Annotated in this window: 9 protein-coding genes; 7 read left to right on the top strand and 2 right to left on the bottom strand. The window is 73.3% G+C overall.

Annotated features, from left to right (window positions below; genetic code table 11):
- Positions 1-601: 601 nt before the first annotated feature.
- From ABT053_RS23550 to ABT053_RS23540, 3 genes are all read left to right on the top strand, one after another.
- Positions 602-1,801 carry a cytochrome P450 gene (locus ABT053_RS23550; protein ID WP_350971324.1) on the top strand — a complete coding sequence of 400 codons (1,200 nt, stop codon included), beginning with the start codon at positions 602-604 and terminating at the stop codon, positions 1,799-1,801.
- 235 nt (positions 1,802-2,036) lie between these two features.
- The gene (locus ABT053_RS23545; RefSeq protein ID WP_350971322.1) at positions 2,037-3,332 is read left to right on the top strand and encodes a cytochrome P450; all 1,296 of its coding nucleotides are present in this window, start codon (positions 2,037-2,039) and stop codon (positions 3,330-3,332) included.
- 82 nt (positions 3,333-3,414) lie between these two features.
- Positions 3,415-4,161 carry a TetR/AcrR family transcriptional regulator gene (locus ABT053_RS23540; protein WP_350971321.1) on the top strand — a complete coding sequence of 249 codons (747 nt, stop codon included), beginning with the start codon at positions 3,415-3,417 and terminating at the stop codon, positions 4,159-4,161.
- A 256-nt stretch (positions 4,162-4,417) separates the two neighbouring features.
- Here the strand turns inward: ABT053_RS23540 and ABT053_RS23535 are convergent, their stop codons facing one another.
- Positions 4,418-4,804: a tautomerase family protein gene (locus ABT053_RS23535; RefSeq protein ID WP_350971319.1), complete on the bottom strand. Its 387-nt coding sequence runs from the start codon at positions 4,802-4,804 to the stop codon at positions 4,418-4,420.
- Between the two features lie 62 nt (positions 4,805-4,866).
- Between ABT053_RS23535 and ABT053_RS23530 the strand changes: the two genes are divergently transcribed.
- Positions 4,867-5,334, top strand: a complete 468-nt coding sequence (locus ABT053_RS23530; RefSeq protein ID WP_350971317.1) for a MarR family winged helix-turn-helix transcriptional regulator — start codon at positions 4,867-4,869, stop codon at positions 5,332-5,334.
- A gap of 198 nt (positions 5,335-5,532) precedes the next feature.
- Here ABT053_RS23530 and ABT053_RS23525 read toward each other — a convergent pair whose 3' ends face one another.
- Positions 5,533-6,438 carry a LysR family transcriptional regulator gene (locus ABT053_RS23525; RefSeq protein WP_350971315.1) on the bottom strand — a complete coding sequence of 302 codons (906 nt, stop codon included), beginning with the start codon at positions 6,436-6,438 and terminating at the stop codon, positions 5,533-5,535.
- Between the two features lie 142 nt (positions 6,439-6,580).
- Between ABT053_RS23525 and ABT053_RS23520 the strand changes: the two genes are divergently transcribed.
- From ABT053_RS23520 to ABT053_RS23510, 3 genes are all read left to right on the top strand, one after another.
- Positions 6,581-7,885: an aspartate aminotransferase family protein gene (locus tag ABT053_RS23520; RefSeq protein ID WP_350971313.1), complete on the top strand. Its 1,305-nt coding sequence runs from the start codon at positions 6,581-6,583 to the stop codon at positions 7,883-7,885.
- A gap of 505 nt (positions 7,886-8,390) precedes the next feature.
- Complete coding sequence (locus ABT053_RS23515) at positions 8,391-22,673, top strand: hemopexin repeat-containing protein (protein WP_350971311.1); 14,283 nt, start codon at positions 8,391-8,393, stop codon at positions 22,671-22,673.
- Between the two features lie 100 nt (positions 22,674-22,773).
- The gene (locus ABT053_RS23510) at positions 22,774-24,861 is read left to right on the top strand and encodes a hypothetical protein (RefSeq protein ID WP_350971310.1); all 2,088 of its coding nucleotides are present in this window, start codon (positions 22,774-22,776) and stop codon (positions 24,859-24,861) included.
- Positions 24,862-24,878: the final 17 nt, after the last annotated feature.

The following is a 24,878-nucleotide window of genomic DNA, read 5'->3' as shown; positions in this document are numbered from 1 at the left end:
CCCGGCCCCGGCGACCACGAGGCCGATCACGGGGGCCGGCGGTGCCGGGAGGGACGGTGCCGACGCGGATGCCGCGCGGGCGTGTCCGGGGACGGCGCCGCCGTTCAGGCCGGCGATCCCGTGTCCGGGCCGGGTGTCGTGGTCGTATCAGTGGCCGTGTCAGCACGGCGACGGTCCCGTGTCAGCGCGGTCGGCGAGGGTGGACGCCATGAACGGTTCGGCGGGCGTGGGGTGTGCGGGGTGTGGCGCGGGGTGCGGGGTGCGGGTGTGCGGGGCGCGGGTGTGCGGGGTGCGGGTGTGCGGGGTGCGGCGCGGGGTGCGGGGCGCGGCTTCATCGCCTCGACGGCGTCTCCGTGCCGCCTCGACGCCGCTTCCGTCCCGCCTCGGCGTCGCTCTGACATCGCCCGGTGTCGCCCGGTGTCGCTCGGTGTCGCTCGGTGTCGCTCGGTGTCGCTCGGTGTCGCCTCGATCCGTGCTGATCACCTGCTTGAACGCGCCCGCTGCGACCGGCCCGGAACTCCGAACGCGACGCGGCCACCGAGCCGCGTCGAACCGCACCCCATCACGTCCTGTACGTCCCATCTCAAGACGGGGAACGACCATGGAACACACCGTCACCACGCTGCCGGCCGTACGTGAGCCCGGCTGCCCCTTCGACCCGCCCAAGGAGCTGATCCGGGCCCGCGAGCACGGCCCGATCAGCCGCTATCCCTTCCCCGACGGGCACCGGGGCTGGCTGATCACCGGATACGACCTGGTCAGGGCGGTCCTGGCCGATCCACGGTTCAGCTCCCGCAAGGAGCTCATGCGCCACCACCCGACCATCGACATCGGCGACTTCGAGGTCCCTCCGGCGGCACCCGGCGAGTTCCTCCTCATGGACGAGCCGCAGCACGGCCGCTACCGGAAACCGCTGGTGGGCAAGTTCACCGTCCGCCGGATGCGGCTGCTCACCGAGCGCGTCGAGCGGATCACCGCCGAGCACCTGGACGCGATGGAACAGGCCGGGCCGCCGACGGACCTGGTGACCGCGTTCGCCAAGCCCATCCCCTCCATGGTGATCTGCGAGCTGCTGGGGGTGCCGTATCGGGACCGGGGCTCCTTCCAGGAGAACATCGACAAGTTCCTCGGCGGGGAGGTCGGCGACGAGGAGCTGATCGCGGCCTACACCGCGACCCAGCACTACCTCGCCGAGCTGGTGGCCGCCAAGCGCGCGAACCCCACCGACGACGTGCTCAGCGACCTGCTCGACAGTGACCTCACCGACGAGGAACTGAGGGGCGTCGCCCTGATCCTGCTGGCGGCCGGGTTCGACACCACCGCGAACATGCTGGCGCTGGGCACCTTCGCGCTGCTGAGCAACCCGGCGCAGCTGGCCGCGCTGCGCGCCGACCCCTCGCTCACCGACAAGGCCGTGGAGGAGTTGCTGCGGTATCTGAGCGTCGCCAAGACCTTCATGCGAACGGCCCTGGAGGACGTCGAGCTGGGCGGCCGGACCATCGAGGCCGGAACGACCGTCATCCTGTCCTACAACACCGCCAACCGCGACCCCGAGCGCTTCACCGACCCCCACACGCTCGATCTCGGCAGGCAGGAGGGCGGGCACCTGGCCTTCGGCCACGGCATCCACCAGTGCCTGGGCCAGCAACTGGCCCGCGTCGAGATGCGAGCCGCCTTCCCCGCGCTGCTCACCCGCTTCCCCAGCCTGCGCCTGGCCGTACCGGCCGAAGAGGTCGGCCTGCGCCCGGAGACCGCGGACATCTTCGGCGTGAAGAGCCTCCCGGTCACCTGGGACGCGTGACCGGGAGGCGGTGACGGGCGGGGTCGCGTACAGGGTGCGACAGGGGTCGCCACTGGAATCAGCCGGGATCAGCCCGGCCGGTCGAGGAGAGATGAGGCCGGGGGCCGGGCCCTTGGGTAAAGAAAAGATGCACGTTGTGCATCGATGCTCGTCGTGCATGTTCTCCGTGTAGGGTGGCGGCGAACCCCGCCAGTGATGGGCGGCGCGGCCCGCCGCCCAGGAAGAGGATGTGGTGATGACGACTCGCGACGAGCCGGTGACGAAATCCCCGACGCAGATGCGCAGGATGCTGCCCGCGGACCTGGTGGAGCGGGGCGGCTGCCCGTTCGACCCGCCCTCCGGGCTGCGGCAGCGGCGTGACCAGGGGGCGATCCAGCCGCTCAGGCTCCTCAACGGCGCTCCCACCTGGCTGGTCACCGGCCTGCAGGAGGCCCGCGCCGTCCTGGCGGACGCGCGCTTCAGCGCCGACCGGGTGCGCTATCCCGACGTCACCAGCCTGCAGCCGCACGAGGTCGAGCAGCTGGTCGCGGCACAGGGCGGCCAGGGGGCGGCCGGCCTCGCGCCGAAGGTGGAGAGCCGCGCCGACGGGATGTTCGTCTTCATGGACCCGCCGGAGCACACGCGCCTGCGGCGGCTGCTGACCGGCCAGTTCACCGTACGGCGGATGAAGGCGCTGGAGTCACGCCTGCGCGAGATCGCCGTGGAGCACATCGAGGCCATGCGGGCGGCCGGCACCGAGGCCGACCTCGTGCCGGCCTACGCGCTGCCGATCCCCTCGCTGGCGATCTGCGAGCTGCTCGGCGTCGACTACGCCGACCGGGCCGAGTTCCAGGAACGCACCTCCATCGCGCTGAACTCCACCACCCCCGAGGAGGAGCGGATCCGCTCCGGCCTGGAGCTGTACGGTTTCATCCAGGAGCTGGTGGCGGCCAAGCGGGCCCAGCCGGCCGACGACATCCTGTCCGGGCTCGTCCACGACGCCGACCCGCCGCTGACCGACGCCCAGCTGACCGACATGGCGCTGGTGCTGCTCGGCGCCGGGCACGAGACCACCGCCAACATGCTGGGCCTGGGCACCTTCGCGCTGCTGGAGCACCCCGAGCAGCTCGACGCGCTGCGCACCGACCCGGCGCTGATGGACAACGCCATCGAGGAACTGCTGCGTTATCTGTCCATCATCCAGATGGGCGTCAGCCGGGTGGCCGTCGAGGACGTCACGCTCGGCGACGTGAAGATCCCCGCGGGTGCCACGGTGATCATCGCCACGCCCGAGGCCAACCGCGACTCCCGCCACTGGGACGATCCCGACCGGCTCGACGTGCGGCGGCCCCGCGCCGCGCACCTGGCCTTCGGGCACGGCATCCACCAGTGCCTGGGCCAGCAGCTCGCCCGCGCGGAGATGAAGGTCGGCCTGGGCGAGCTGATCACCAGGATGCCGAACCTGCGCCTGGCCGTGCCCGCCGAGCGGGTGCCGCTGCGCAACGAGATGCTCATCTTCGGCGTGCACTCCCTGCCCGTCACCTGGGCCTGAGAGGATCTGCTCCAGACTGGGTTCACCACGCCCCGGCGGGCCCGGCCCGGCCGGGCCCGCCGACCCCGCGAAAGGGGACACCATGGCCCGCCCCGAGGCGCCGCTCACACCGGTGAGCGCCGAACCCGGCACGACCACCGGGACAGGGGCCAGGACCGGGGCCGGGGTCGTGACGGGGCGCCGCGAGCGCAAGAAGCTGGCCACCCGGGCCGCCGTACGGGAGGCGGCGCTGCGGCTGGGGCTGCGCCACGGCGTGGAGAACATCACCGTCGAGCAGATCGCCACCGAGGCCGACATCGCGCTGCGGACCTTCTTCAACTACTTCTCCAGCAAGGAGGAGGCGGTGGTGGCGGTGCTGGCGGCCGGTTCCGAGGCGCTCACCGCCGAGTTCCGCGCCCGGCCCCGGACCGAATCGGTGCTGTGGGCGCTCCGCCAGGCGGTCCTCGCCGTCGTCGACCACGACGACGAGACCAGCCGTGACTACGTGAGGGCGACCCGGCTCATCTCCAGGACGCCGTCGCTGCTGCCCCACCAGCTGGCCCTGCTGGCCTCCCAGGAGAAGGCGCTCGCCGAGGCCATCGCCGAACGCCTCCGGTCCGGCGCCGACCCCGCGCCGAGCGGGATCTACCCGGCACTGTGCGCGGCGACGGCGCTGACGGCGCTCCGCGTGGTCCTGGGCCGGTGGCTCCAGCACGCGGACGGCCTCGACGAGACGCCGCCCATGGACATCCTGCGCCGGGAGATCGACCAGGCGATCGCCGACCTGGCCGCCGGGCTGGACCGGCCGGGTTCGGCCGGGACCGGCGATCCCCCGCTCACCGCCCCTTGAGCCGGACCCCCGCGCGGGACAGGGACCGCGCGCCTGCTTCACGCGCGTCCTCTTCACGTGTGCCCGCTTCATGCGCGTCCTCTTCACGTGTGCCCGCTTCACACGCGCCCGCTTCACGCGCGTCGCTTCACGCGCCCCGCTCCTCTCATCGCGAGCGGGCCCGCTCCTCATCACCGCGGGCGGTCGGGCGGGGACGCCGGTGAGGCCCGCTGGCGGCCTCCGGCGGCGCCGGGCACCTCGGTGCGCGAGAGCGGGGCTAGCCGTCGACGATCACACCTCCGATCGCGGTGCGGCCGGCCGGGGTCGCGACGAGCTCGACCGTGACGGTGTCGCGCAGGTGCGCTCCGAGGACTCCGGCGGTGGCGTCGGTGACGTCTCGCACCAGCCTGGCGACGAGCTCGCCGCTGTCGGGGCGGGCGAACGCCGCCTCGCGGATACCGAACACGATCACGGGTGGGGCCTCGCCGACCGGCTTTCCTCGCAGGCCCCAGCGTCCGGCGGGCACGCCCTCGAGGTGGACGACCGCGACGTCGCGCGCCCACTCGCCGTACACGCCGACGACGGCGTCGGTCAGCGCGGCGATGAGGGCCGGCTCGTTGCCTTCGAGCTGCGGCTCCAGGACCCGGACGGTCAGATGTGGCATCGTGGACCTCTCGTTTGCTTCCAAATTAGCTTTATGTTCAAAGGTAATAGGTGAAGTGCCATATGGTCAACGACGCGGACGGCATGACGTCCCAGCAGGCGGTGCGGTCGATGCTGCTGCTGATGCCCAGGCTCGTCGGGCGGGCCAAGCGGCTGCCCGTCCCGGAGCCGCTGCGGACGCTCGACCTCGCGCCCCGCCACCTGTCGCTGCTCGCCTACCTGCAGTACGACGGCCCTCTCACGGTGAGCGGGCTGGCCGAGCGGCTGGAGGTCGCCCCGACGACCGTCAGTCTCATGGTGGGCGACCTGTCCCGGCGCGGCGTCCTGACGCGGGAGGAGGACGACGCCGACCGGCGGCGGCGGGTCGTCGCGATCGCGCCGAGGTACGCCGAGCCGATCCGCGAGTGGCTGTCGGGCAGCGCGCTGGCGTGGGCCGAGGTCCTGGCCGACCTCACCCCGGCCGAACGCGCCACGATCGTGCGGACGATGCGCGCCTACGAGACCGCCCTGGGCAGGCGGATGCCCGGCTGAGGCGAACAGGCGCCGGACCGGCTCGCGGCCGACGCCGGGCACACGGCGCTCATGCGGGACGCGCCGGTGCCGGTCACACCACGCTCGCACGAAGCACGGCCGACGCCGGGCACACCGCGCTCGTACGGGAGCGCGGCCGGAGGGGTGGGCACCGTCGCCGTCCGGCTCGCGGGAGGGTCGTGCCGGTGGACCGGCGGGTTACGCGGGTTCCTCCTCGCGGGCGCCGGCCCGGAGCTGGGCCACCGCGCGGGCGATGAGGTCGCCGCGGCGGCGGTCCTGGCGGGCGTGCACGACGACGCGCCGCAGGACGGCGGGGCGGACCAGGGGCCTGGCGACGACCCCGCCGGGGAGCTCCGCGACGGCCAGGCGCGGCAGGACGGTGACGCCGACGCCCGTCGCCACCAGCCGCAGCGCCGCCCGGTGGTCGTCCAGGCGGGCGGCGTGGCGCGGCGTGAACCCGGCGGCCCGGCAGGCGGTCTGGATGATCTGCCCGATCGGGCTGTCGTAGATGTCGTGGTCGATCCAGGGCTCCCCTTCGAGGTCGCGCAGGGTGAGCTCCCGGGCGGCGGCGAGGGGGTGGGCGGCGGGAAGCACGGCGACGAGCTCCTCGACGGTGAGCTCGTGACGCCGGTAGCCGTCGAGGTGCACCCCGGCTCCGCCCGCGGGCTCGGTCCGGATGTCGAGGTCGGGCCGCCGGCGTCCGCGCCCGTCGACGGGCTCGTTGAGGCTGATCTCGACGGTGAGGTTCGGCTGGTGGCGGCGAACGGTCCGCACGACCTCCGGGATCCACCGCTCGGCCGCCGAGGCGAAGCAGGCGATCGCCAGGTGCTGCGCCTGACCGCCCCGCAGGTCCGCGACGACGCGCTCGAGGCGCCCGAAGTCGGCCAGGAGCGACTGGGCCTGGTCCGCCAGGTGCCGGGCGGCGTCGGTGGGGCTGATGCCGCGCCCCTGCCTCTCGAAGAGGACCAGCCCGGTCTCCCTCGCCAGGGTGGTCATGTGCTGGCTGATCGTCGCCGGGGAGTAGCCGAGGTTGCGTGCCGCCCTGTTGATCGACCCGGCGGCCAGGACCGCGCGCAGGATCGCTAGACGTTGCGGGTTGAGCATGGCGTCAAACATAAGGCAGTACCGAACGGTGAGGCGTATTTGTTTGCTTGTTACGAGCTTTGCCGCCGATGGAGGATGGCGAGGAGGCGGCATCGAGCGGGACATCCGGTGTCCTGCCGGGCGCGGTGGGAGAGGACTGGCGATGGACGACACGACGTTCTGGGACGAGGCGGACCGCCTGCTGGTCCGCTACGGAGCCCGTTTCACCCCCCGGGTCATCGAACGCGCCTCCGGCGCGTACGTCTTCGACCGCCAGGGCAGGCCGATCCTCGACTTCACCTCGGGGCAGATGAGTTCCATCCTGGGCCACGCGCACCCGGACATCGTGGCGACGGTCTCGTCCGCGGTCGCGTCGCTGGACCACCTGTTCAGCGGCATGCTCAGCACGCCGGTGCTGGAGCTCGCCCGCAGGCTCACCGCGACCCTGCCCCCGGCGCTCGCCAGGATGCTGCTGCTCACCACGGGAGCCGAGGCGAACGAGGCCGCGATCAAGATGGCGAAGCTCTCCACCGGCCGCTTCGAGATCGTCTCCTTCGACCGCTCCTGGCACGGCATGACCCAGGGGGCCGCCGCGGCGACCTTCTCCGCCGGGCGGCACGGCTACGGCCCCCCGATGCCGGGAAACCTCGCGCTGCCCACGCCGAACGCCTACCGTTCGCCGTTCCGCTCCTCCGACGGCTCCCACGACTGGGAGGCCGAGCTCGCCTACGGCTTCGCCCTGGTCGACCGGCAGTCCGCCGGCAGCCTCGCCGCCTGCCTCGTCGAGCCCATCCTGTCCTCGGGCGGGATCATCGACCTGCCGCCCGGGTACCTGCGCCGCCTCAGGGAGATGTGCGACGAGCGCGGGATGCTGCTCGTCCTGGACGAGGCGCAGACCGGCCTCGGCCGCACCGGGACCATGTACGCGTTCGAACGCGACGGGGTCGCGCCCGACATCCTGACGTTGTCGAAGACCCTGGGAGCCGGGCTGCCCGTGGCGGCCGTCGTCACGACCGCCGAGATCGAGCGGGTCTGCCACGAGCGGGGGTTCCTCTTCTACACCACCCACGTCTCCGACCCCCTGGCGGCGGCCGTCGCGCTGACGGTCCTCGACGTCATCGACCGGGAGAACCTCACGGAGCGCGCCGCGAGGCTGGGCGAGCAGCTCACCGGCCGGCTGCTCGCGCTGCGCGACACCTACGAGGTCGTCGGCGACGTCCGCGGCCGTGGCCTGCTGCAGGGGGTCGAGCTCGTCAAGGACAAGAGGAGCAAGGTGCCCGCCGACGCGCTGGGCCACGCGATCACCTCGGCCTGCCTCGAACGGGGCCTGCACATGAACATCGTCCAGCTGCCCGGGATGGGCGGCATCTTCCGCGTCGCCCCGCCCCTCACGATCGGCGAGGACGAGCTGCACGCCGGTCTGGACATCCTCGAGACGTCTCTCGAAGCCGTGCTCCGCGCCGGGTGAGGACCCGCCGGCCGAGGTGGGGGCGGCCTTCGCCGGCGTGTCCGGCGCGCCTGTCTCCCCGGACGCGGCGGGAGCCGCCCCCTGACGCGCGGGTGTGACCCCTGGTGCGCATGTTACGAATATGCCCCGTTTGCCGTCAGACGGTGAATTCTCCAGTATTCGCCCGGTATTCGCCTGCCCCAAAAGTGCTGTCCGAAAAATGGCATTTGCTTATGGGGGCAATTCACGGCCGATGACCGATCCGAATAGACCACCCAGTTGAGAGGCTATGGCTATCCTCGTACGAGGTTGATACTATTCGTCCGCTTAGCTTACGCATGCATGATCTTTCGCTCGGGGATCCGAGGTCGGCTGCGGTTTTTCGCACCACGGGGGACCCGCGGCAGCACCCGCAAGGACGGCGCGCCGATACGTCCTGCCCGAAACGCACGGCAATTCCCCTGCCCGTTCCATGCCCATGTGAATTCCGCACGCCCGCGGTCTCGCGGCCCGCCCAGGAGGATCTATGCAGCCGGCCGACTCTCTCCCCAGTTACGAGCAGTTGTTCGGTGACCTCGACTTCCGCGAGCTGGACGAGTCCCGCTCCGTGTACTCCCCCGCCGCCTACCTCGCCGAGCTGATCCAGCTCCTCGGCGACGACGCCCCGGCCGGGCTGCTGGGCGACCTCCTCTCACGCCGCCCCGCCATCGGGAACGTTCCACTGGACGGCGCGAACACCTACACCGAGCTGCCCTACCTCGACGTGGTCAACGAGGTCCTGGAGAAAGAGCTGACCCGGGGCCGGACGGTCGGCGCCGACCAGGTGCTGCGGGCGCTGCGGCACCCGTTCACCATGCCGTTCTCGCTGCGGCACGAGCGGCTGCGCCGGCTGCTGCACCACCTGCGGGTCGAGCCCGCCGAGCTCTACCGCCACCTCGCCGACGTCCCCGCCCCCGACGTCGTCGCCCGCGAGTACCTGGGCCTCACCCCCGACGACGTCGAGGTGCTCACCACCCCGCTCGGCGACGGCCCCGTACTGCGCGGGCACTGGGGGCTGGACGCCGAGGCGGAGGAGAGCCTGCGCGTCCTGGAGGCGGTCCCCCGCTTCCGGCAGGCCGCGTCGATCACCGGCGCCGAGCTGCGGGACCTGCTGTACGGCGGCCTCGGCGCGGCCTCGAAGGGCGGGGTGCCCCCGGAGCGGGCCGCGGCGTCCGCGCTCTTCGTCCACCACGGCGGCCCGGTGGTCGTCCTGGACACCGAGGAGGAGGAGCTCGTCCGCGCCGACGGCGACGGGCCGATCCCCGCGGACTGGTTCGACCGCGTCTCCCGGTTCGTCCGGCTGGCCCGCCGCACCGGCCTGGCCTTCACCGACCTGGACCTGGTGCTGCGCGACTGCTGCGGCAACCGGATCGACGCCCGCGCGCTGCGCCACCTCGCCGTGCTGCTCCACCTGCACCGCGGCCTGGAGGTGCCGATCGACGTCGCCGTCAGCCTGGTCGCCCCGATGAACACGCTCGGCGCGGGCGACGGCGAGACGCCGCGCGACCTGTTCGACCGGGTGTTCAACGTGCCCTTCGCCACGGCGGGCGCCCCGGTGGTCCTCGGGTCGGCGCGGGTGCCGCACGGCTACGCCGACCGGCCGGTGCTCGCCTGCTCGGGCGACGTCCTCGCCACCCGCAACAGGGACTACCGGCGGCGGATCACCGCGGCGCTGTCCCTGACCGAGGACGAGCTGGCCGCCCTCGTCACCCGCTTCCGGGAACGGTCCACCCCGGACGGCACGGCGCAGCCGCGCCCCTTCGACCGCGCGACCGGCCCGGCCGAGCTGTCGCTGCTGCACCGGATCCACCGGCTCTCCACCGCGCTCGGCGTCTCGGCCGCGGAATTGCTCGACGTGCTCGACGCCCTGGAGAGCGACCCGGCGCTGCGACGGCACACCACCTTCCCGCTGCTGATCGACACCGGGGCGACCACCGGCGACTACCACGCGGTCCTGGCCGGCGGGGATGTCGCCTCCGGCCTGTGGCTGGCGCAGACCCTGCTGGCCGTGGTGCCGTGGATGCGCTCGGCCGACCTGAGCGGCCGGGAGCTGGCCACCGTGCTGGGCGCCGCGGCGGCACGGGCCCGGGCCGGAACCGCCGGGCGGAACGGATCCGGTGGCGGGCTCGGCAGCGGGACCGGTGGCGGGCTCAACGCCGGTGCCGGTGCCGGTGCCGGTGGCGGGGCCGGGGCGCGGGCCGTCCTGAACGGGCAGGCCGTCCCGGGCGCGGAAGAGGAGCCGGACGCCGACGCGGCCCTGCTGGCGCAGCTGCGCCTGCGCTTCGAGGAGCTCGCCCCCTCCCCCGACCTGTTCGTCTCCCCCCGGTTCGGCCCGCGCGCCGCCGCGGTGATCCACGACATCGCCGTCGCCCACCCCGACGGCGTGGTCTCGCGCCGCGACGCCCGGCTGCTGCGCGTCGAGGCCGCCCAGGCCGCGGCCGCCGCCTACAACGCCCTCACCGAGCTGGACATGGTGGTGGGCGGCGACCTGGAGGGGATCGGGCTCGGCGACCGCCTCGCCGTCAAGGTCTACACCAACCTGGTCATCGCCGGCCATCTGGAACCGGGCGGCGCCCTGGTCGCGGACCGGCTGCCGGACACGCCCGCGCGGCTGCGGCTGGCCCGCGACTTCGGCGGGTACCGCGACGCGCTGTTCGGCCTGCTGCGCGACCTGTGCCCGGTGCCCGTCCCCGGGCGGCCGCTGCCGGAACCGGCCGTCTTCTTCCCCTCCGACCTGGCGAAGCTGGCGGGCCTGGACGACGCCGGGCGCGCCGAGCTGTACGACAACCTGATCTTCAACGGCCACCTCGACGAGGCCGGGACCGTGCTGCGGCCCGGCTTCTTCGCCCTCCCGCACAACCGCGCCGCGTTCACGGTGAACGCCGACCTGGGCGGCGTCGCGGCCGGAGTGCACGCCCGCCTGGGCGAGCTGGCCGCCCGCTTCACCGCCGGCGCCGTCGTCTTCGACCCGGCCGCCCTGGCCGCGCTGCCGCTGTCGCCGCAGCAGATCACCGCCCTGGTCGAGAGCCTGCGCTTCAACGGCCACCTCGACGCCGGCGGCTTCTTCGCCGACCCGGCGGCGCTGCTCGACCCCGGCCTCGGCGAGCTAGCGCTGGCCCTGGAGTTCTACCCCTACCGCCGCCACGTCCTGACCGCCCTGCGCGGCCAGCTCACCGGGGCCCGCGCCAGGCTCCTCGCCGTCACCCCGGCGGACTTCCTGGACATCACCGACCCGGCCGCCGCGCAGCGGGCCGCCGACCTGCTGGACGGCGTCCACCTGGCCGACGACCGCGTCCTGCAGGGCAGCAAGGCGTTCTTCGCCGACCCGGCGAACCGGCTGGAGCTGGCCGGGTTCACCGCGGCCGAGAACTCCGCGATCTTCCAGCGGATCGCCACCGCCCTGGCCGACCACCGCCCCTACCGGGTCGACCCGGTGGCCTCGGCCGAGTTCGGCTTCGACCCGGACGAGCAGGCCCAGCTCGTGGCCAGGCTGGTCAAGGCCGGGCACCTCACCCCGGAGCTGGGCGTCCCCGAACACCGGCTCGGCTACTTCGCCGAGGTGTACAACGCGCTGGACTTCGCCCTGCCCGGCCTGGAGGACTTCGCCAAGGACGTCTTCTTCCTGCTGCACGCCGTCGCGAAGCGGACGAACGCGGCGATCGCCGAGATCACCGCCGGGCTGGAGGCGCTGGCCGTCCGGCAGAGCGCGGCGCTGCTCGCCGTGCTCCAGGACGAGCTGGGGATGAGCGCGCCGATCACGGCGGCGGCCTGCGCGGCGGTCACCGGCGGGGCGGCCGGGGCGGTGGAGCTGCTCGCCGCCCCCGCGCTGGCCGGCGCCGGACGCGGCGCCGACCTGCCGCCGGACTCGCGCGCCGCCCTGCGGCGGATCCGCGCCGTCGCCCTGCTCGCCGCGAAGTTCGGCCTCGACGCCGGCCAGATCGCCCTCGCCTTCCGCGACCAGGACCTGGCCGGCAAGTTCCCCGAGCCGCTGGCCGCGCCCCCCGGCGTCGACCGGATCGACGCCCTGCTGGAGAGCTCCGACGGCAACGTCTACCTGTTCCGGGACCGGGGGTGCTGGGTGTACGGCCCCGGCTACGTCCGTACCGGCGAGGAGGCGGTGCCGCTGGCCACGCTGTCGGCCCGCTTCGCCGGCCTCGCCGGCGTCGACGCCGCGTTCAGCGACGTCACCGGCACCGACTGGATCATCGGCCGCGACACCGGCGGGGTGGCGCGCACCTTCACCCGGCAGCGCGGCGGCGCCCGGTGGGCCCCGAACCAGCAGGAGTGGGGCGTGGTCGAGAACGCCTTCGACGCCCCCGCGGCGATCGACGCGGCGTTCACCGACGAGGAGGGCCGCGTCTACCTGTTCTGCGGCGACCAGTACGTGCGCTACTCCGGGACCGGCCGCGAGCACGTCGACCCCGGCCACCCCCGCCGGATCGGCGAGTGGTGGCAGGACGGGCAGCGCGGCGCCGAGCTGCCCGAGCGGTTCCGCCGCTCGCTGGACGCGGCCTTCCGCGGCACCGACGACACCACCTACCTGTTCTCCGGCGACCGGTTCCTGGCCGTTGACAGCACGGCCGCCGTCGTGGACGGCACCGCCACCGAGCGGCCGGTCGCCGACGCCTGGGGGCGGATCCGCAACGCGTTCGCCGAGACCGGCCGCGTCGACGCCGCCTGCGCCGACGGCGCCGCCTACCTGATCTTCTCCGGCGACCAGGTGTTCCGCTACAGCGGCGACGTCGAGAGCGGCGAGCCGCAGGCCGACGCGGGCTTCCCGCGGCTGATCGAGACGTTCCTGCCGCAGGCCCCCGCGGAGTTCACCGGCGGCCTGGAGGCGGCGTTCCGCGACCCGGCCGGGGTGCTGCACCTGTTCAAGAACGGCAGGACCGTCGCGCTGCGCCCGGACGGGCCCGACATCGCGCCCACCGCGCAACGCTGGGGGTCCCTCGGCGCCGCCCTGCCCGGCGGCACGGTCGACGCCGCCTTCGTCGGCCTGGACGGCCGCACCTACCTGTTCTCCGGCGACCGCTACCTGCGCTACTCCGGCGCCGACTACTCGACGGTGGACCCCGGCTACCCGCGGCGCGTCGCCGACGACTGGGGCGGGCTGCTGCGGGTGGACGCCGCGTTCACCCTGGGCGGCGCCACCCACCTGTTCGGCACGGCCGGGCTGATCACCACCCTCCCGGTGGAGCACGCCGGCGACCTGGACGCCGGACGGCTGCCGCACCCGGTGCGCAGGCTGCTGCTGGAGCACGGCATCGCCGCCGCCGAGGACGCGCCCGTGTCCGGGACCGGCCCCGAGTGGCACGTCGGCGCCGACCACGGGATCCGGCTGACGCTGCGCCGCGCCGCCGACCCGGCCGCCGTGGACCCGATCACCGGCAAACGAGCCTTCGGGGAGCGCATCGAGGTGCACTACACCACCGGCTCCGAGGAGTCCGACGCCTCCTTCCACGTGCGCTACTCGACCAGGGACTACACCGTCCCCGACGCCGCCCACCCGCAGGCGCTCGCCGCCGGCCGGTGGAACCTGCCGGACGCGCTGGCCGACGCCCCGTTCACCCGGGTGGACGCCGTCTTCACCGGCCGCGACGGCCTGGTGTACCTGTTCTCCGGCGGGCACTACGTCACCTTCGACAACAAGCGCCGCTGGTGGTCGGAGCCGCGGCCGCTGCGCCGCCACTGGGACGACCTGCCGTTCGACCGCGTCGACGCGGCCCTGCTCGGCAAGGACGGCCGCACCTACCTGTTCTCCGGCACCCGCTACGTGCGCTTCTCGACCGGCGACCACACCAGGATCGACGACCGCCACCCGGCGACGATCACCCGTTTCTGGGGCAACGTCGTCAACGCCATCGCCCGCACCGGGCGCGTCGACGCGACCCTCGTGGCCGACGACACCGGCACCGACGGCGTCGTGCGCACCCGCACCTACCTGTTCTCCGGCAACCACTACGTCCGCTACACCGGCACCGACCTGTCCGCGCCCGACCTCGGCTACCCGCAGGTCCTGGCCGCGCTGCCGCGCGAGCCTCGGCTGGGCGCCCTCAAGGAGGCTCCGGCCGCCCTGGACGCCGCGTTCGCCGACCGGGGAACCGTCTACCTGTTCGGCGGCGGGCGCTGCCACGCGGTCTCCCAGAGCGCCTACCGCCGCTACGGCGACGCCCTCGCCGAGCCGGTCGGCTGCGCGTTTGACCAGGACGGCGCCCTGCTCGCCGAGCACGGCGGCGGCTGGTACCTGCACGGCCAGCCGGAGCGGGGGGCCGTCGCGCCGAGGCGGGCCCGGCCGAGGTTCCCGCGCGCGGTGCCGCCGGAGTTCCGCAGCGACCTGGACGCCGTGCTGCACGGCGCCGACGGCAACACCTACCTGTTCAAGGGCACGTCCTGCTTCGACGCCCGGCTGGGACGGGCCTACCCGCTGGCCGAGGAGTGGGGCCGGGCGCGCAACAACGTCTACCACGACAACGCGGTGGACGCCGCGTTCGTCGGCGCCGACGGGAAGACGTACCTGTTCAGCGGCGACCAGTTCGTGGCCTACGACGGCGCCGCCGCGATGGACGCCGACGTCGAGGGCGCGCCGCTGCCGATCGCGGCGCACTGGGGCGGGCTGACCCGGGTGACGCTCGCCTACGTCCAGGACGGCACCACGTACCTGTTCGAGCCCCCCGGGCCCGACGGCACGATGCGCTACGTCACCTACACCGGACGCGACTACACCCGGGCGCCGCAGGGCGGGGTGCCTCGGGTCGCCGACGCCGGGTTCTGGGGCGTGCCCGAGGAGCACCGGCCCGCCGGGTTCACCGTGCCGGACGCCGTGCTGACGGTCGGCGAGAGCACGCTGCTGCTGTTCGACGGCCAGTACGTGCGCCGGGACCCGGCCACCCCGGCCGGTACGACGACCGGCGGGCCGGTGACCGGGGCGTGGTCGCAGCCGCGCCCGCTGGAGCGCGTCTGGCGCGGGCTGGCCAAGGCCGACGGCCTCACCAGCGCGTTCGTCGGCCGCGACGGCGCCGCGTACTTCTTCTTCCCCGGCGAGTTCGCCCGCCACGACGGCACCCTGGCGGCGCGGCGGCCGATCAGGGACGCCTGGGGCCGGACCCGCAACAACTTCCTGGGCACCGGCGACGACGTCGTCGACGCCGCGTTCGCCGACACCGCCGCCGACGGGAGCCGGGTCACCTACCTGTTCTCCGGCGACCAGTACGTCCGCTACACCGGCACCTCCTACCGGCACGCCGACCCCGGCTATCCCAGGCCGATCGCCGGCAACCTGCGCGCCGAGGAGGCGTTCACCGGCCTGCCGGTCTCCTTCGACGAGGACCTGGCCGACCGGCTGGAGACCGGCGGGCGCTCCATGGTCGACGCCGTGACCGGGAGCGGGCGCACCGTGCGGATCCTGTCGGGCACCGTCTGCCACGTGCTGTCGCGCGGGCTGAGCGCGCGCTTCGAGCAGACGGCGCTGGCCCGGGTCCGCAACACCGTCGCCGAGCGGGGGCGGGTCGACGCCGCCCTGGTGATCAGCGGGACGATCGGCGGGACGACCGGCGGGGAGAGCCGCCGGAGCACCCTGCTGTTCTCCGGCGACCAGTACGTGCGCTACTCCGGCGCCGGCGGCTACGACCGCGCCGACGAGGGCTACCCCCGGAGCATCGCCGAGGCGCTGCCGGACGAGCTGGGGATCGCCGAGCTGCCCGAGGCCTTCCGCGACGCGATCGACGCGGCCTTCCAGGACGGCGACGGCGCCGTGTACCTGTTCGCCGGATCCCGCCACCTGCGCGTCCACGACGGCCGGGTGAGCGAGGCGGCGATCGCCGGAACCTGGGGCGTGGTGGACAACGCCTTCCGCCGCCCCGGGGCGGGCGTGGAGGCGGCGTTCACCTCCCGCGACGGCGACCTGTACGTCTTCTGCGGCGGCCAGTACGCCCGCTACCGGATGACCCGGCTGAAAACCGTCGAGGACGGCTACCCGCGGCCGGTGGCCGGCGACTGGGGCAACCTGCCCGAGGCGTTCGACGCCGGGCCCGACGCCGCGTTCTCCTTCGAGGGCCGCGCCTACCTGTGCCGGGACACCGAGCACGTCCGCTACTCCGGCGAGCGCTACGACACCCCCGACCGGACCTACCCGCAGCCGCTGCGGCACCGCTGGTCCGGCACGGCCGACTTCCGGCTCGGCGACGTGCGGACGATCGCCCGCTTCGCCGAGCTGGCCCGCGCCCACCCCGGTGACCTGGCCGCCTTCCTGCTGCCCGGCGAGAGCGCCGTCGAGGACCCGTACCGCTACCTGGCCGACCTGTTCGGCTGGGACGCCGACGAGATCCGGTGGTGCCGGCGGCGGGTCGGCCTGCTGACCGACGGCGCGGCCGACGAGTCGCTGTTCGAGCTGGAGTTCCTGATCCGGATCGCCGGCCTGTTCGCGTTCACCGCCCGGCTGGGCACCGTGCCGTCCGCGCTGCACGCCGACGTGTGGTCCCGGCTGCACGCCGACGACGCCGACAAGGGCGGCAGTGGCGGCGATGCCGCGCTGGACGCCGCCGCCGAGGCGTTGCAGGAGCTGCTGATCCGCCGCGAGGACCCGGCGGACCGGCCGGCGCTGCGGCGCGTCCTGCACGACGAGCTGAACGTGCTGCGGCGCGACGCGCTGGTCGCGGCCCTGCTCGCCCGCGGTCCCGGCGACGGGTTGCGCACCCCCGGGGACCTGTTCGACCGGTTCCTGATCGACGTCGAGATGGGCCCCCGCGGCACCACCTCCCGGGTCCGGGAGGCGATCGCCGCCGTCCAGCTCTACGTGCACCGCTACCTGCTCGGCCTGGAGGCCCCCGGGGCCCCCGGGGCCCCCGGGGCCGCCGCCTCCAACGGGGCCACGCCGAACGGGCCCGGCGGCACCGGTGCCGCCGCTGCCGCCGGTGTTGTCGCTGTCACCGGTGCCGCCGGTGCCGCCGGTGCCGCAGGTGCCGTCGAGACCGCCGAGGAGGTCCGCCGCCGGATTCGCGAGTGGTGGCAGTGGATGCGCGGCTACCGGCTGTGGGAGTCCAACCGCAAGGTCTTCCTCTACCCGGAGAACTACATCCGGCCCGAGCTGCGCGCCGACCGCACCCCCGCCTTCCGCGCGCTGGAGGGCGACCTGCTGCAGAACGAGATCACCGCCGTGACGGTGGAGCACGCCTACAAGCGCTACCTCGACGAGTACACCGAGGTCTCCCGCCTCACCATCGCCGGCGGCTACGTCTACACCAAGGACCGGGCGGCCGACGGCCCGTACCGGCTGGCGCTGTTCGGGCGCACCAAGACCGACCCGCGCCGCTACTACCACCGCCGGGCGGAGTTCACCAGCCGCGAGCGGCTGTCGGCGTCCTGGGAGCCGTGGCAGAAGGTCGGCCTGCAGATCGACGCCGACCAGGTGCACCCGGTGCACGCCTTCGGCCGGATGTTCGTGTTCTGGGCGGCCGTCGAACCGGTCGCCGGCGACGTGGCCACGAGCACCGTGGTGTCCGAGTCCAGGGGCGACGGCCAGCAGGTCAGCGGCAAGCCGCCGACCCGGCAGATCAAGATCTTCTACTCGTTCGAGAACCTGAACAAGGAGTGGGTGGCGGCCCAGACGCTCGGCGTGAGCGCCCCGCGCGGCGGCACCATCGACAACGTCACCCTGTTCATCCAGCCGGTCGCCGCCGGCGAGGACCGCACCTCCGTCGTGGTCGCCTGCGCCTACACGCTCACCACGCCGAACCCGCCGGACAAGGACGGCAAGCCGCGGAACCCGACCGTGCGGCGCATCGGCCTGATGTTCTCCCTCAGCCCCGAACTCGTCGCCGAGGACCTCACCGAGCGGGCGCTGGCCGACATCCCCGGCATCTCCGACCTGCCCTTCGGGATCTTCCACGGCCCCGTCCTGGAGGTGCTGGCCGGGGCGTGGGTCGCCGGCGAGACCGACGACAAGGTCGCCCAGGCCCTCTCCGCGGCGGCCGAACGGGTCGCCAAGATCTTCGTCGACCCGGTGAGGCCGGCCGACGTCGTCCGCTTCGACACCCCGGTCGCCGCGGAGTCGGGCTCCTGGTTCAGCGTGGACGTCCAGGGCGGCAGCTTCCTGTGCCGCCCGGCCGACGCCGGCCCCGACACCTCGGCCGGCCTGCTGCCGCTGGCGGGCAACGGCGACGGCCTGCCGGAGTGGGGACAGGTGGACGCCGCGGTCGAGCTGCCCGGCGGCGCCCGCTACTTCTTCGACAGCGCCACCGGCCAGTACGCGGAGTCGGTGCCGGGCGAGGTCCCGGCCGGAGCCCCGGCGGGCACGCCCGCGGGCGCGCTGAGCGGGCGGCTGGCCACCGCCTCCCGGTGGGGCCTGGTCCCCACCGTCCTGCCCAGGGCCGACAAGGTCGACACCGTGCTCACCCGTGGCCGGCACACCTTCGTCTTCTCCGGCCAGCGCTACGTCCGCTTCACCGGCGTCCCGTTCCAGGTCATCGACGAGGGCTACCCGAAGAACATCAAGACCAACAGGGACGGCCTCCCGCCGTGGACGAAGGTCGACATCACCTTCACCACCCCCGACGACGTCGAGTACTTCGTCTCCTACGGCCTGGGCCGCTACACGACGTCCGAGGACATCGCCGCCGCCGCGGCCAAGAACCCGCCCGAGCCCCCGGCCGACCACCGGCTGGAGGACCTGTGGATCTTCAAGGACCTGCCGGCCACCTTCAAGCCGCTGGACGCGGTGCTGGTCGGCAACCGCTTCGCCTTCGCCTTCGCCGGGAACTTCTACGCCCGCTACACCTGGAAGACCGACCCGGACGGGCCCGGCAGGGGACACGGCGCGGGACAGGGCGGCGGGCAGGGCGGAGGACAGGGCGGTGGACAGGGCGGTGGACAGGGCGGTGGACAGGGCGGGCCCCGGCGCAGCCGGTTCGTCCTCGACGAGCTGGAGGGGCAGAGCAAGTACCCGCTCCCCCTCGCCGGCAACCGGGCGGGCCTGCCGCAGACCCGGGTCAACGCCGCCGCGTGGCGCGACGACACCACCTACTTCTTCGACAACGGCGACAACGGCACCGCCGGCGGCACCGGCAGCGGCTTCTACCGCAAGATCACCTCCACCGGGACCACCACCCAGCACCAGATCAGCGCCACCACCCACCTGGCCTCGACCGGGAAGGCCGGCGCGGCCTACACCGGCGACGGCAAGCTGTACCTGACCAGCGGCGACGAGTACGTCCGCTACACCCTCGGCACCGACGGCCTGCCCGGCCGCCTCGTCGACACCGGCTACCCCAAACCGCTGACCAGGGAGATCGACACCGCCTTCACCCGCGGCGACAAGGTCTACCTGTTCTCCGGCGCCGCCTACGCCCGCGGCGCGACCGGCCACGGGCCCGACGAGGCCGGCGAGTACCTGCCGGTCGCCGGAGCCTGGGGCGGGCTGCCCCGCGAGTCGCCCACCCCGTTCGACGCCGCGATGGACTCCGACGAGGGCCTGTTCCTGTTCGTCGGCGGCTTCTACGCGCGCCGCACCAAGACCGCGGCCGTCCCCCGCCCCTACGAGCGCACCGCCCTGCCCTTCGAGATCATCCGGCTGACCACCGGCACCGCCGCCGCGCTCAACCAGCGGCTGCTGTCGGGCGGGGTGGCCGGTCTGCTGGACACCGCCACCCAGGAGAGCGACGAGGTGGCCGTCACCACCGACCCCGGCGCCACCACCGCGGTCCGGGTCCACGAGGACACCGTCGACGAGGGACGGCTGCCCACCGGCGCGCACCTGGACTTCCAGAGCGCCAACGGCGTCTACTACTGGGAGATCTTCTTCCACGCGCCGCTGCTCATCGCGCAGGCGCTCAACGAGGCCCAGCGGTTCGAGGACGCCAAACAGTGGTACGAGTACGTCTTCGACCCGACGAACCCGCACGGCCACTGGCGGTTCCTGCCCTTCCTCGGCACCGACCTGCGAGCGCTCGCCGACGGCTGCGCCCGCGACCTGGAGGTGCTGCGCGAGCTCGCCGTCCCCCTCACGACGGTCGAGGACGCCGGGCTGCCGGACGTGCTGGCCGCGCTGCGCAGGCTCGCCGCCGCCGACACCGGTGACGGACGGCCCCGCGAGAGCGACCTGCTCACCGTCACCGCCGACGACACCCACCGGGCCGTCGCCGCCGCCGTCACCGCGCTGGCCGCCACCACGGGACTCACCCCCGGGCAGGCCGCCGCCGTGGCCGCGCTGGGCGAGCGCACCGCCGTCCTCGCCGACCTGGAGAAACAGCTCCAGGCCCTGGGCGGCCGGGCCGACCTGCTGCGCGCCTACCGCGACGACCCGTTCGACCCGCACGCCATCGCCCGGCTGCGCCCGGTCGCCTACCGCCGGGCCGTGGTGATGGGCTACATCGACAACCTGCTCGACTGGGGCGACATGCTGTTCCGGCAGTACACGCCGGAAAGCGTCGACGAGGCACGCATGCTGTACATCCTCGCCTTCGACCTGCTCGGCGAGGCCCCCGAACGGCTGGGCACCGCCCTGCCCCCGCGGGCACAGAGCTTCACCGACCTGGACCGGGAGCCCGGCGACCTCGACCTGCTCGGCTACCTGACCGGTGGCGGCTCCCTGCTGGAACAGGCGGGCCGGGTCAACGCGGGCGTGGCCGACTCCTACTTCCACATCCCCGACAACACCGTGTTCACCGAATACTGGGAGCGGGTCATCGACCGGCTGCGCAAGATCCGCGAATCGCTGAACATCCTCGGCGTCAGCCAGCCGCTGCCGCTGTTCGAACCGCCGCTGGACCCGATGCGGCTGGTGCGTGCCGCCGCCGCCGGCACCCCGCTCGGCGAGGCCGCCGCGGCCGCGGCGACCGTGCCGGTACCGCCGCAGCGCTTCCCGGTCGCCCTGCGCCGCGCCCAGGAGCTCACCGACCGCGTACGCCAGTTCAGCGCCGACCTGCTGGGCGTGCTGGAGCGGCGCGACTCCGAGGAACTGAACCTGCTGCAGGTGAGGCAGGAGGGGACGATCCTCGGCCTGACACTCGCCGTGCGGCAGGCACAGGTGAGGATCGCCGAGGAGGACCTGGCCGAGCTGCAGGAGAGCCTGTCGGCGGCGAAGGGGCGCTCCGACCACTACGGCGACCTCGTCGACAAGGGGATGTCGCCGCTGGAGCAGGGCCAGCTCGCGATGATGTCCATCGGCGCGTCCCTGCACGTCGTCGCCGCCATCCTCAAGACCGGCGCCGCGTTCGCCTACCCGGCGCCGCAGGTCAAGGTCGGCCCGTTCATCCTGGGCACCGAGTGGGGTGGCGAGCAGGTCGGCCGCGCCCTGGACAAGGCCGGTGAGGTGGCGGAATCCTCCGCCGAGGGCCTCAGCATGACCGGCGAGGCGATGGGCGTGCGCGCCCAGCACGAACGTTCCGTCGAGGACTGGAAACTGCAGCAGGCCATCGCCGGCAGCGACATGCTCCAGCTCGGCCACCAGATCACCGCGGCGAACCACCGGCTGGAGGCCGCCCGCCAGGAGCTGCGGATCCTGGAGCAGGAGACCGCCCACAACGCCTCGACCGCGACGTTCATGCGCGACAAGTTCACCGGCGCCGAGCTGTACGGCTGGCTGTCGGCGCGGCTGTCCGGCCTGTGCTTCCAGGCCTACGAGCTGGCCTACGAGGCGGCGCGGGCGGCCGAGGCGGCCTACCGGTTCGAACGCGGCGTGCCCGACGGCGAACCCGAGCTGATCCGGCCGTCGTACTGGGAGAGCCGCCGCAGCGGCCTGCAGGCGGCCGAGGGCCTCGGCATGGACCTGGAACGGCTCGGCCACGCCTACGCCACCGGCAACACCCGCGGCATGGAGATCACCAAGAGGGTGTCCCTGCTGGAGGTGGACCCGGTGGCGCTGCTGCGGCTGCGCTCCGGCGGCCGGTGCGAGTTCACCCTGGGCGAGGACCTGTTCGGCCGGGACTTCCCCGGCCACTTCCTGCGCCAGATCCGCACCGTGTCGGTCACCTTCACCGACGCCGCCGGCGAGCAGCTCGGGCTGAACGCGACGCTGACCCAGCTCACCAGCAAGACCGTGCTGGAGGCCGACCCCAAGGCGGTCAAGTACCTGCTCGACCCGCAGGGCGACGCCCCCGCCACCCTGCGCGGCGACTGGCGCCCCGGCCAGCGGATCGCGCTGTCGCAGGTCGAGTACCCGCTGGAGAACAACGGCCTGTTCGAGCTGCGCTACGACGACGAGCGCTACCTGCCCTTCGAGGGCACCGGCGCGGTGTCCACCTGGCGGCTGGAGCTCGGCGGCGGCCCGCGGGGCGCCGCCGCGGCCGGCGCCCTGACCGACGTGACACTCACCGTGCGCTACACCGCCGAGCACGGCGGCGACGTGTTCACCGAGGCGGTCAAGGGCATGCTCCGCCCCTACCCGGCGGCCCACCTGATCGACGTGGCCCGCGACTTCCCGAGGGAGTGGGCGGCCTTCCTCGACGGCGACGGCCCCCTGGTGCTGCCGCTCTCCCCCGAGCTGTTCCCCGCGATGAGCAGCCGCCGGATCACCGGCCTGTACGCGAGGTACGAGTACGCCGGCGAGGGCGGCGCGGGCAGTGAGGGCGGTGGAAGCGGTGGGGGCGGCGAGGGCACGGCACGGCTGGTGCTGGAGACCGGGCGGCGGCTCCCGCTCGCCGACGGCGTCCCGCTCACCACCCCCGGCCTCAGCCTCAACGGCGGCGGCCCGTCCCCCTGGACCTTCACCACCGAAGGCGACCGGAGCGCCCTGGGCAACGTCACCCTGGTGCTCACGTACCAGGCCGCCGTCCGATGACCTTCCCGAGCCGAGGCCCCGGGCGGAGGGCGGACCCCCTCCGCCCGGCCGCCTCGGTCACCGGGAGCACGACGAGACCGACCACACAGGAGGAGGCACGATGAGCGGCTCAAGCTCGAAGAGAAAATCGCTGCGGCGCAAGAGGTCCTCCCGCACCACCACCCCCGACTCGTCCTCCGCCGACTCGTCCCCGCGCTCCTCCCCGGACCTCTCCGAGAACGAGTCCGGCGACGATGACCCCTGGGCCGCGATACAACGCCAGATCGCCGCCACGCAGATCGACGATGACGAGATAGACGATGCCGGCGAGGACTTCTGGGCCGATATAGAACGCCAGATAACCGGCACGCCACCAAACAGGCGGAGCCGCGATGACGACACGAACGAGGAGACGGCCGACGAGACGATCGAAGCGGCGACGCGAGCGATCATGGAGGAGCTGGACGCGCTCAGCCGGGTAGAGGCCGGGCCGTCCCGGCGGGAAGGCCAGCCGGAGACGTCCACCCCCGAGGACGGTGAGGAGGCCGACGCCGCCGAGGAGGCCGAGGACGTCGAGGGGGCCGGCACGCTGACCCTGAACAAGCGGGATCTCCTGACGGACTCCGGCTCGGAGGCGCCCTTCGGCGCTCCCACGTCGTCGGCGATCGAGCTGGTGGAGCACCCCAGGTTCCACGCTTCGGTCAACACCCCCGCCCCCGCCCGTACCCCCATCTACCGGCGGAGGCCGAACGGCGAACTCGGCGACGCCGAGGAGAAGCAGCTGGGATACGGCGACTTCATGTGGCACAGGATCGGTCAGCCGGTGCCCGTCCGCGGCCCCAACGGCGTGCCGATGGTCGCCTCCAAATCAACACTCGACGACGGTGACTACCTCATCGGCCGCGACGCCCTCGTCGAGAAGACGTACCAGAAGACGGTGGACGCGATAGACGCGACCGAGAAGCGGCACGACGCGGACCACTCGGAGTTCTGGACGAGAATGCTCGCGACACTCAAGGAGCTGCCGGAGGTGACAGTCCCCTCCCAGCTGTCCGCGTTCCCCAAGACCGCGGTGGACCAGCGCAAGCTCAGGAACGCGCGGCCCGTCCCCGTCCCGCCGGGAACCTACCCGAAGACCGGGATCCTGGACCGGAGGATGGAGTCCGGCCAGTTCTCCCCGTTCAGCCTGGCCATCACGGTGGGCACGCAGGAAGTGGTGATCAACCCCGACCTGGTCGTCAGCGACCTGATCCCGTCCAGGGACTCCAACACGCCCGAGGGGAACACGCCGCAGGTCGTCGACGCGCTACAGCGGGCCGTGTCGGAGTCCGGGGGCGAGAAGGCCAGGGCGGCGCGGCTGACCGCGGAGCAGATCGTGACCCTCTTCACCGGCAGCGCCACCTTCCAGCAGTACGTGACACTGCCCGCGGATCCCGGCTGGCTCCGCGACGAGCACGTCCACTACGTCACCCAGGACGAGATGGGCGCACTCCTCGTGCTCAACAGGATGCCGGACAACCCGGGGGAGATCGAGAAAGCGCGCTCGGACGACAGGTTCGCCACGTCGGACACCACGAACGGCACCCAGATCGACGACCACATATACATCAAGGAGAACCGCACCGGCATCGGCACCGAGTACCACGAGACGGTCCACAGGCTCTCCAGCCCGGCGGTGCTGGCGGTCTTGGGCTTCTGGTTCAACGAAGGCCTCACCGAGCACTTCACCCAGCTGCTCCTGGAGGGCGGAACGCTCGTCAGGAACAAGAACCAGTACGGCGAGCAGCACCAGGCGATCACCGCGCTCATGGAGTACGCGGGGGTGACCGAGACCGAGCTGGCCGACGCCTACTTCCGGGGTGAGCTCCAGCCGCTCTACGACCGGGTCGCCCGAACGGCCGTCCACCCCCCGTTCAGCCGGAGCGCCCCGTTCAGCCTCGACGGCTACGCGGCGCGCGTCGACGAAAAACGCTCCGCCGCGGCGCGGGAGACGCTCAGGGTCGCCTGCACCGCCCCCACCCAGGACGACTCGGACGACGTCACCACGACCATCGCCACCGACATCACCGACATCACCGACGACACCGCCGACGAGACCGGCCAGGGCGAGGAGCAAGCCGACGACCAGGACGACGAGCAGAACGACGACCAGGGCAACGAGCAGGACGACGAGGGCGACGAGGGCGACGAGGGCGACGACAAGCACTGACCCCTCTTGGCTTCCGG

The organism is Streptosporangium sp. NPDC002524, assembly GCF_040295985.1.
In the GTDB taxonomy this organism is placed as follows: Bacteria; Actinomycetota; Actinomycetes; order Streptosporangiales; family Streptosporangiaceae; genus Streptosporangium.
This window is presented reverse-complemented; position numbering and strand designations above follow the sequence as displayed.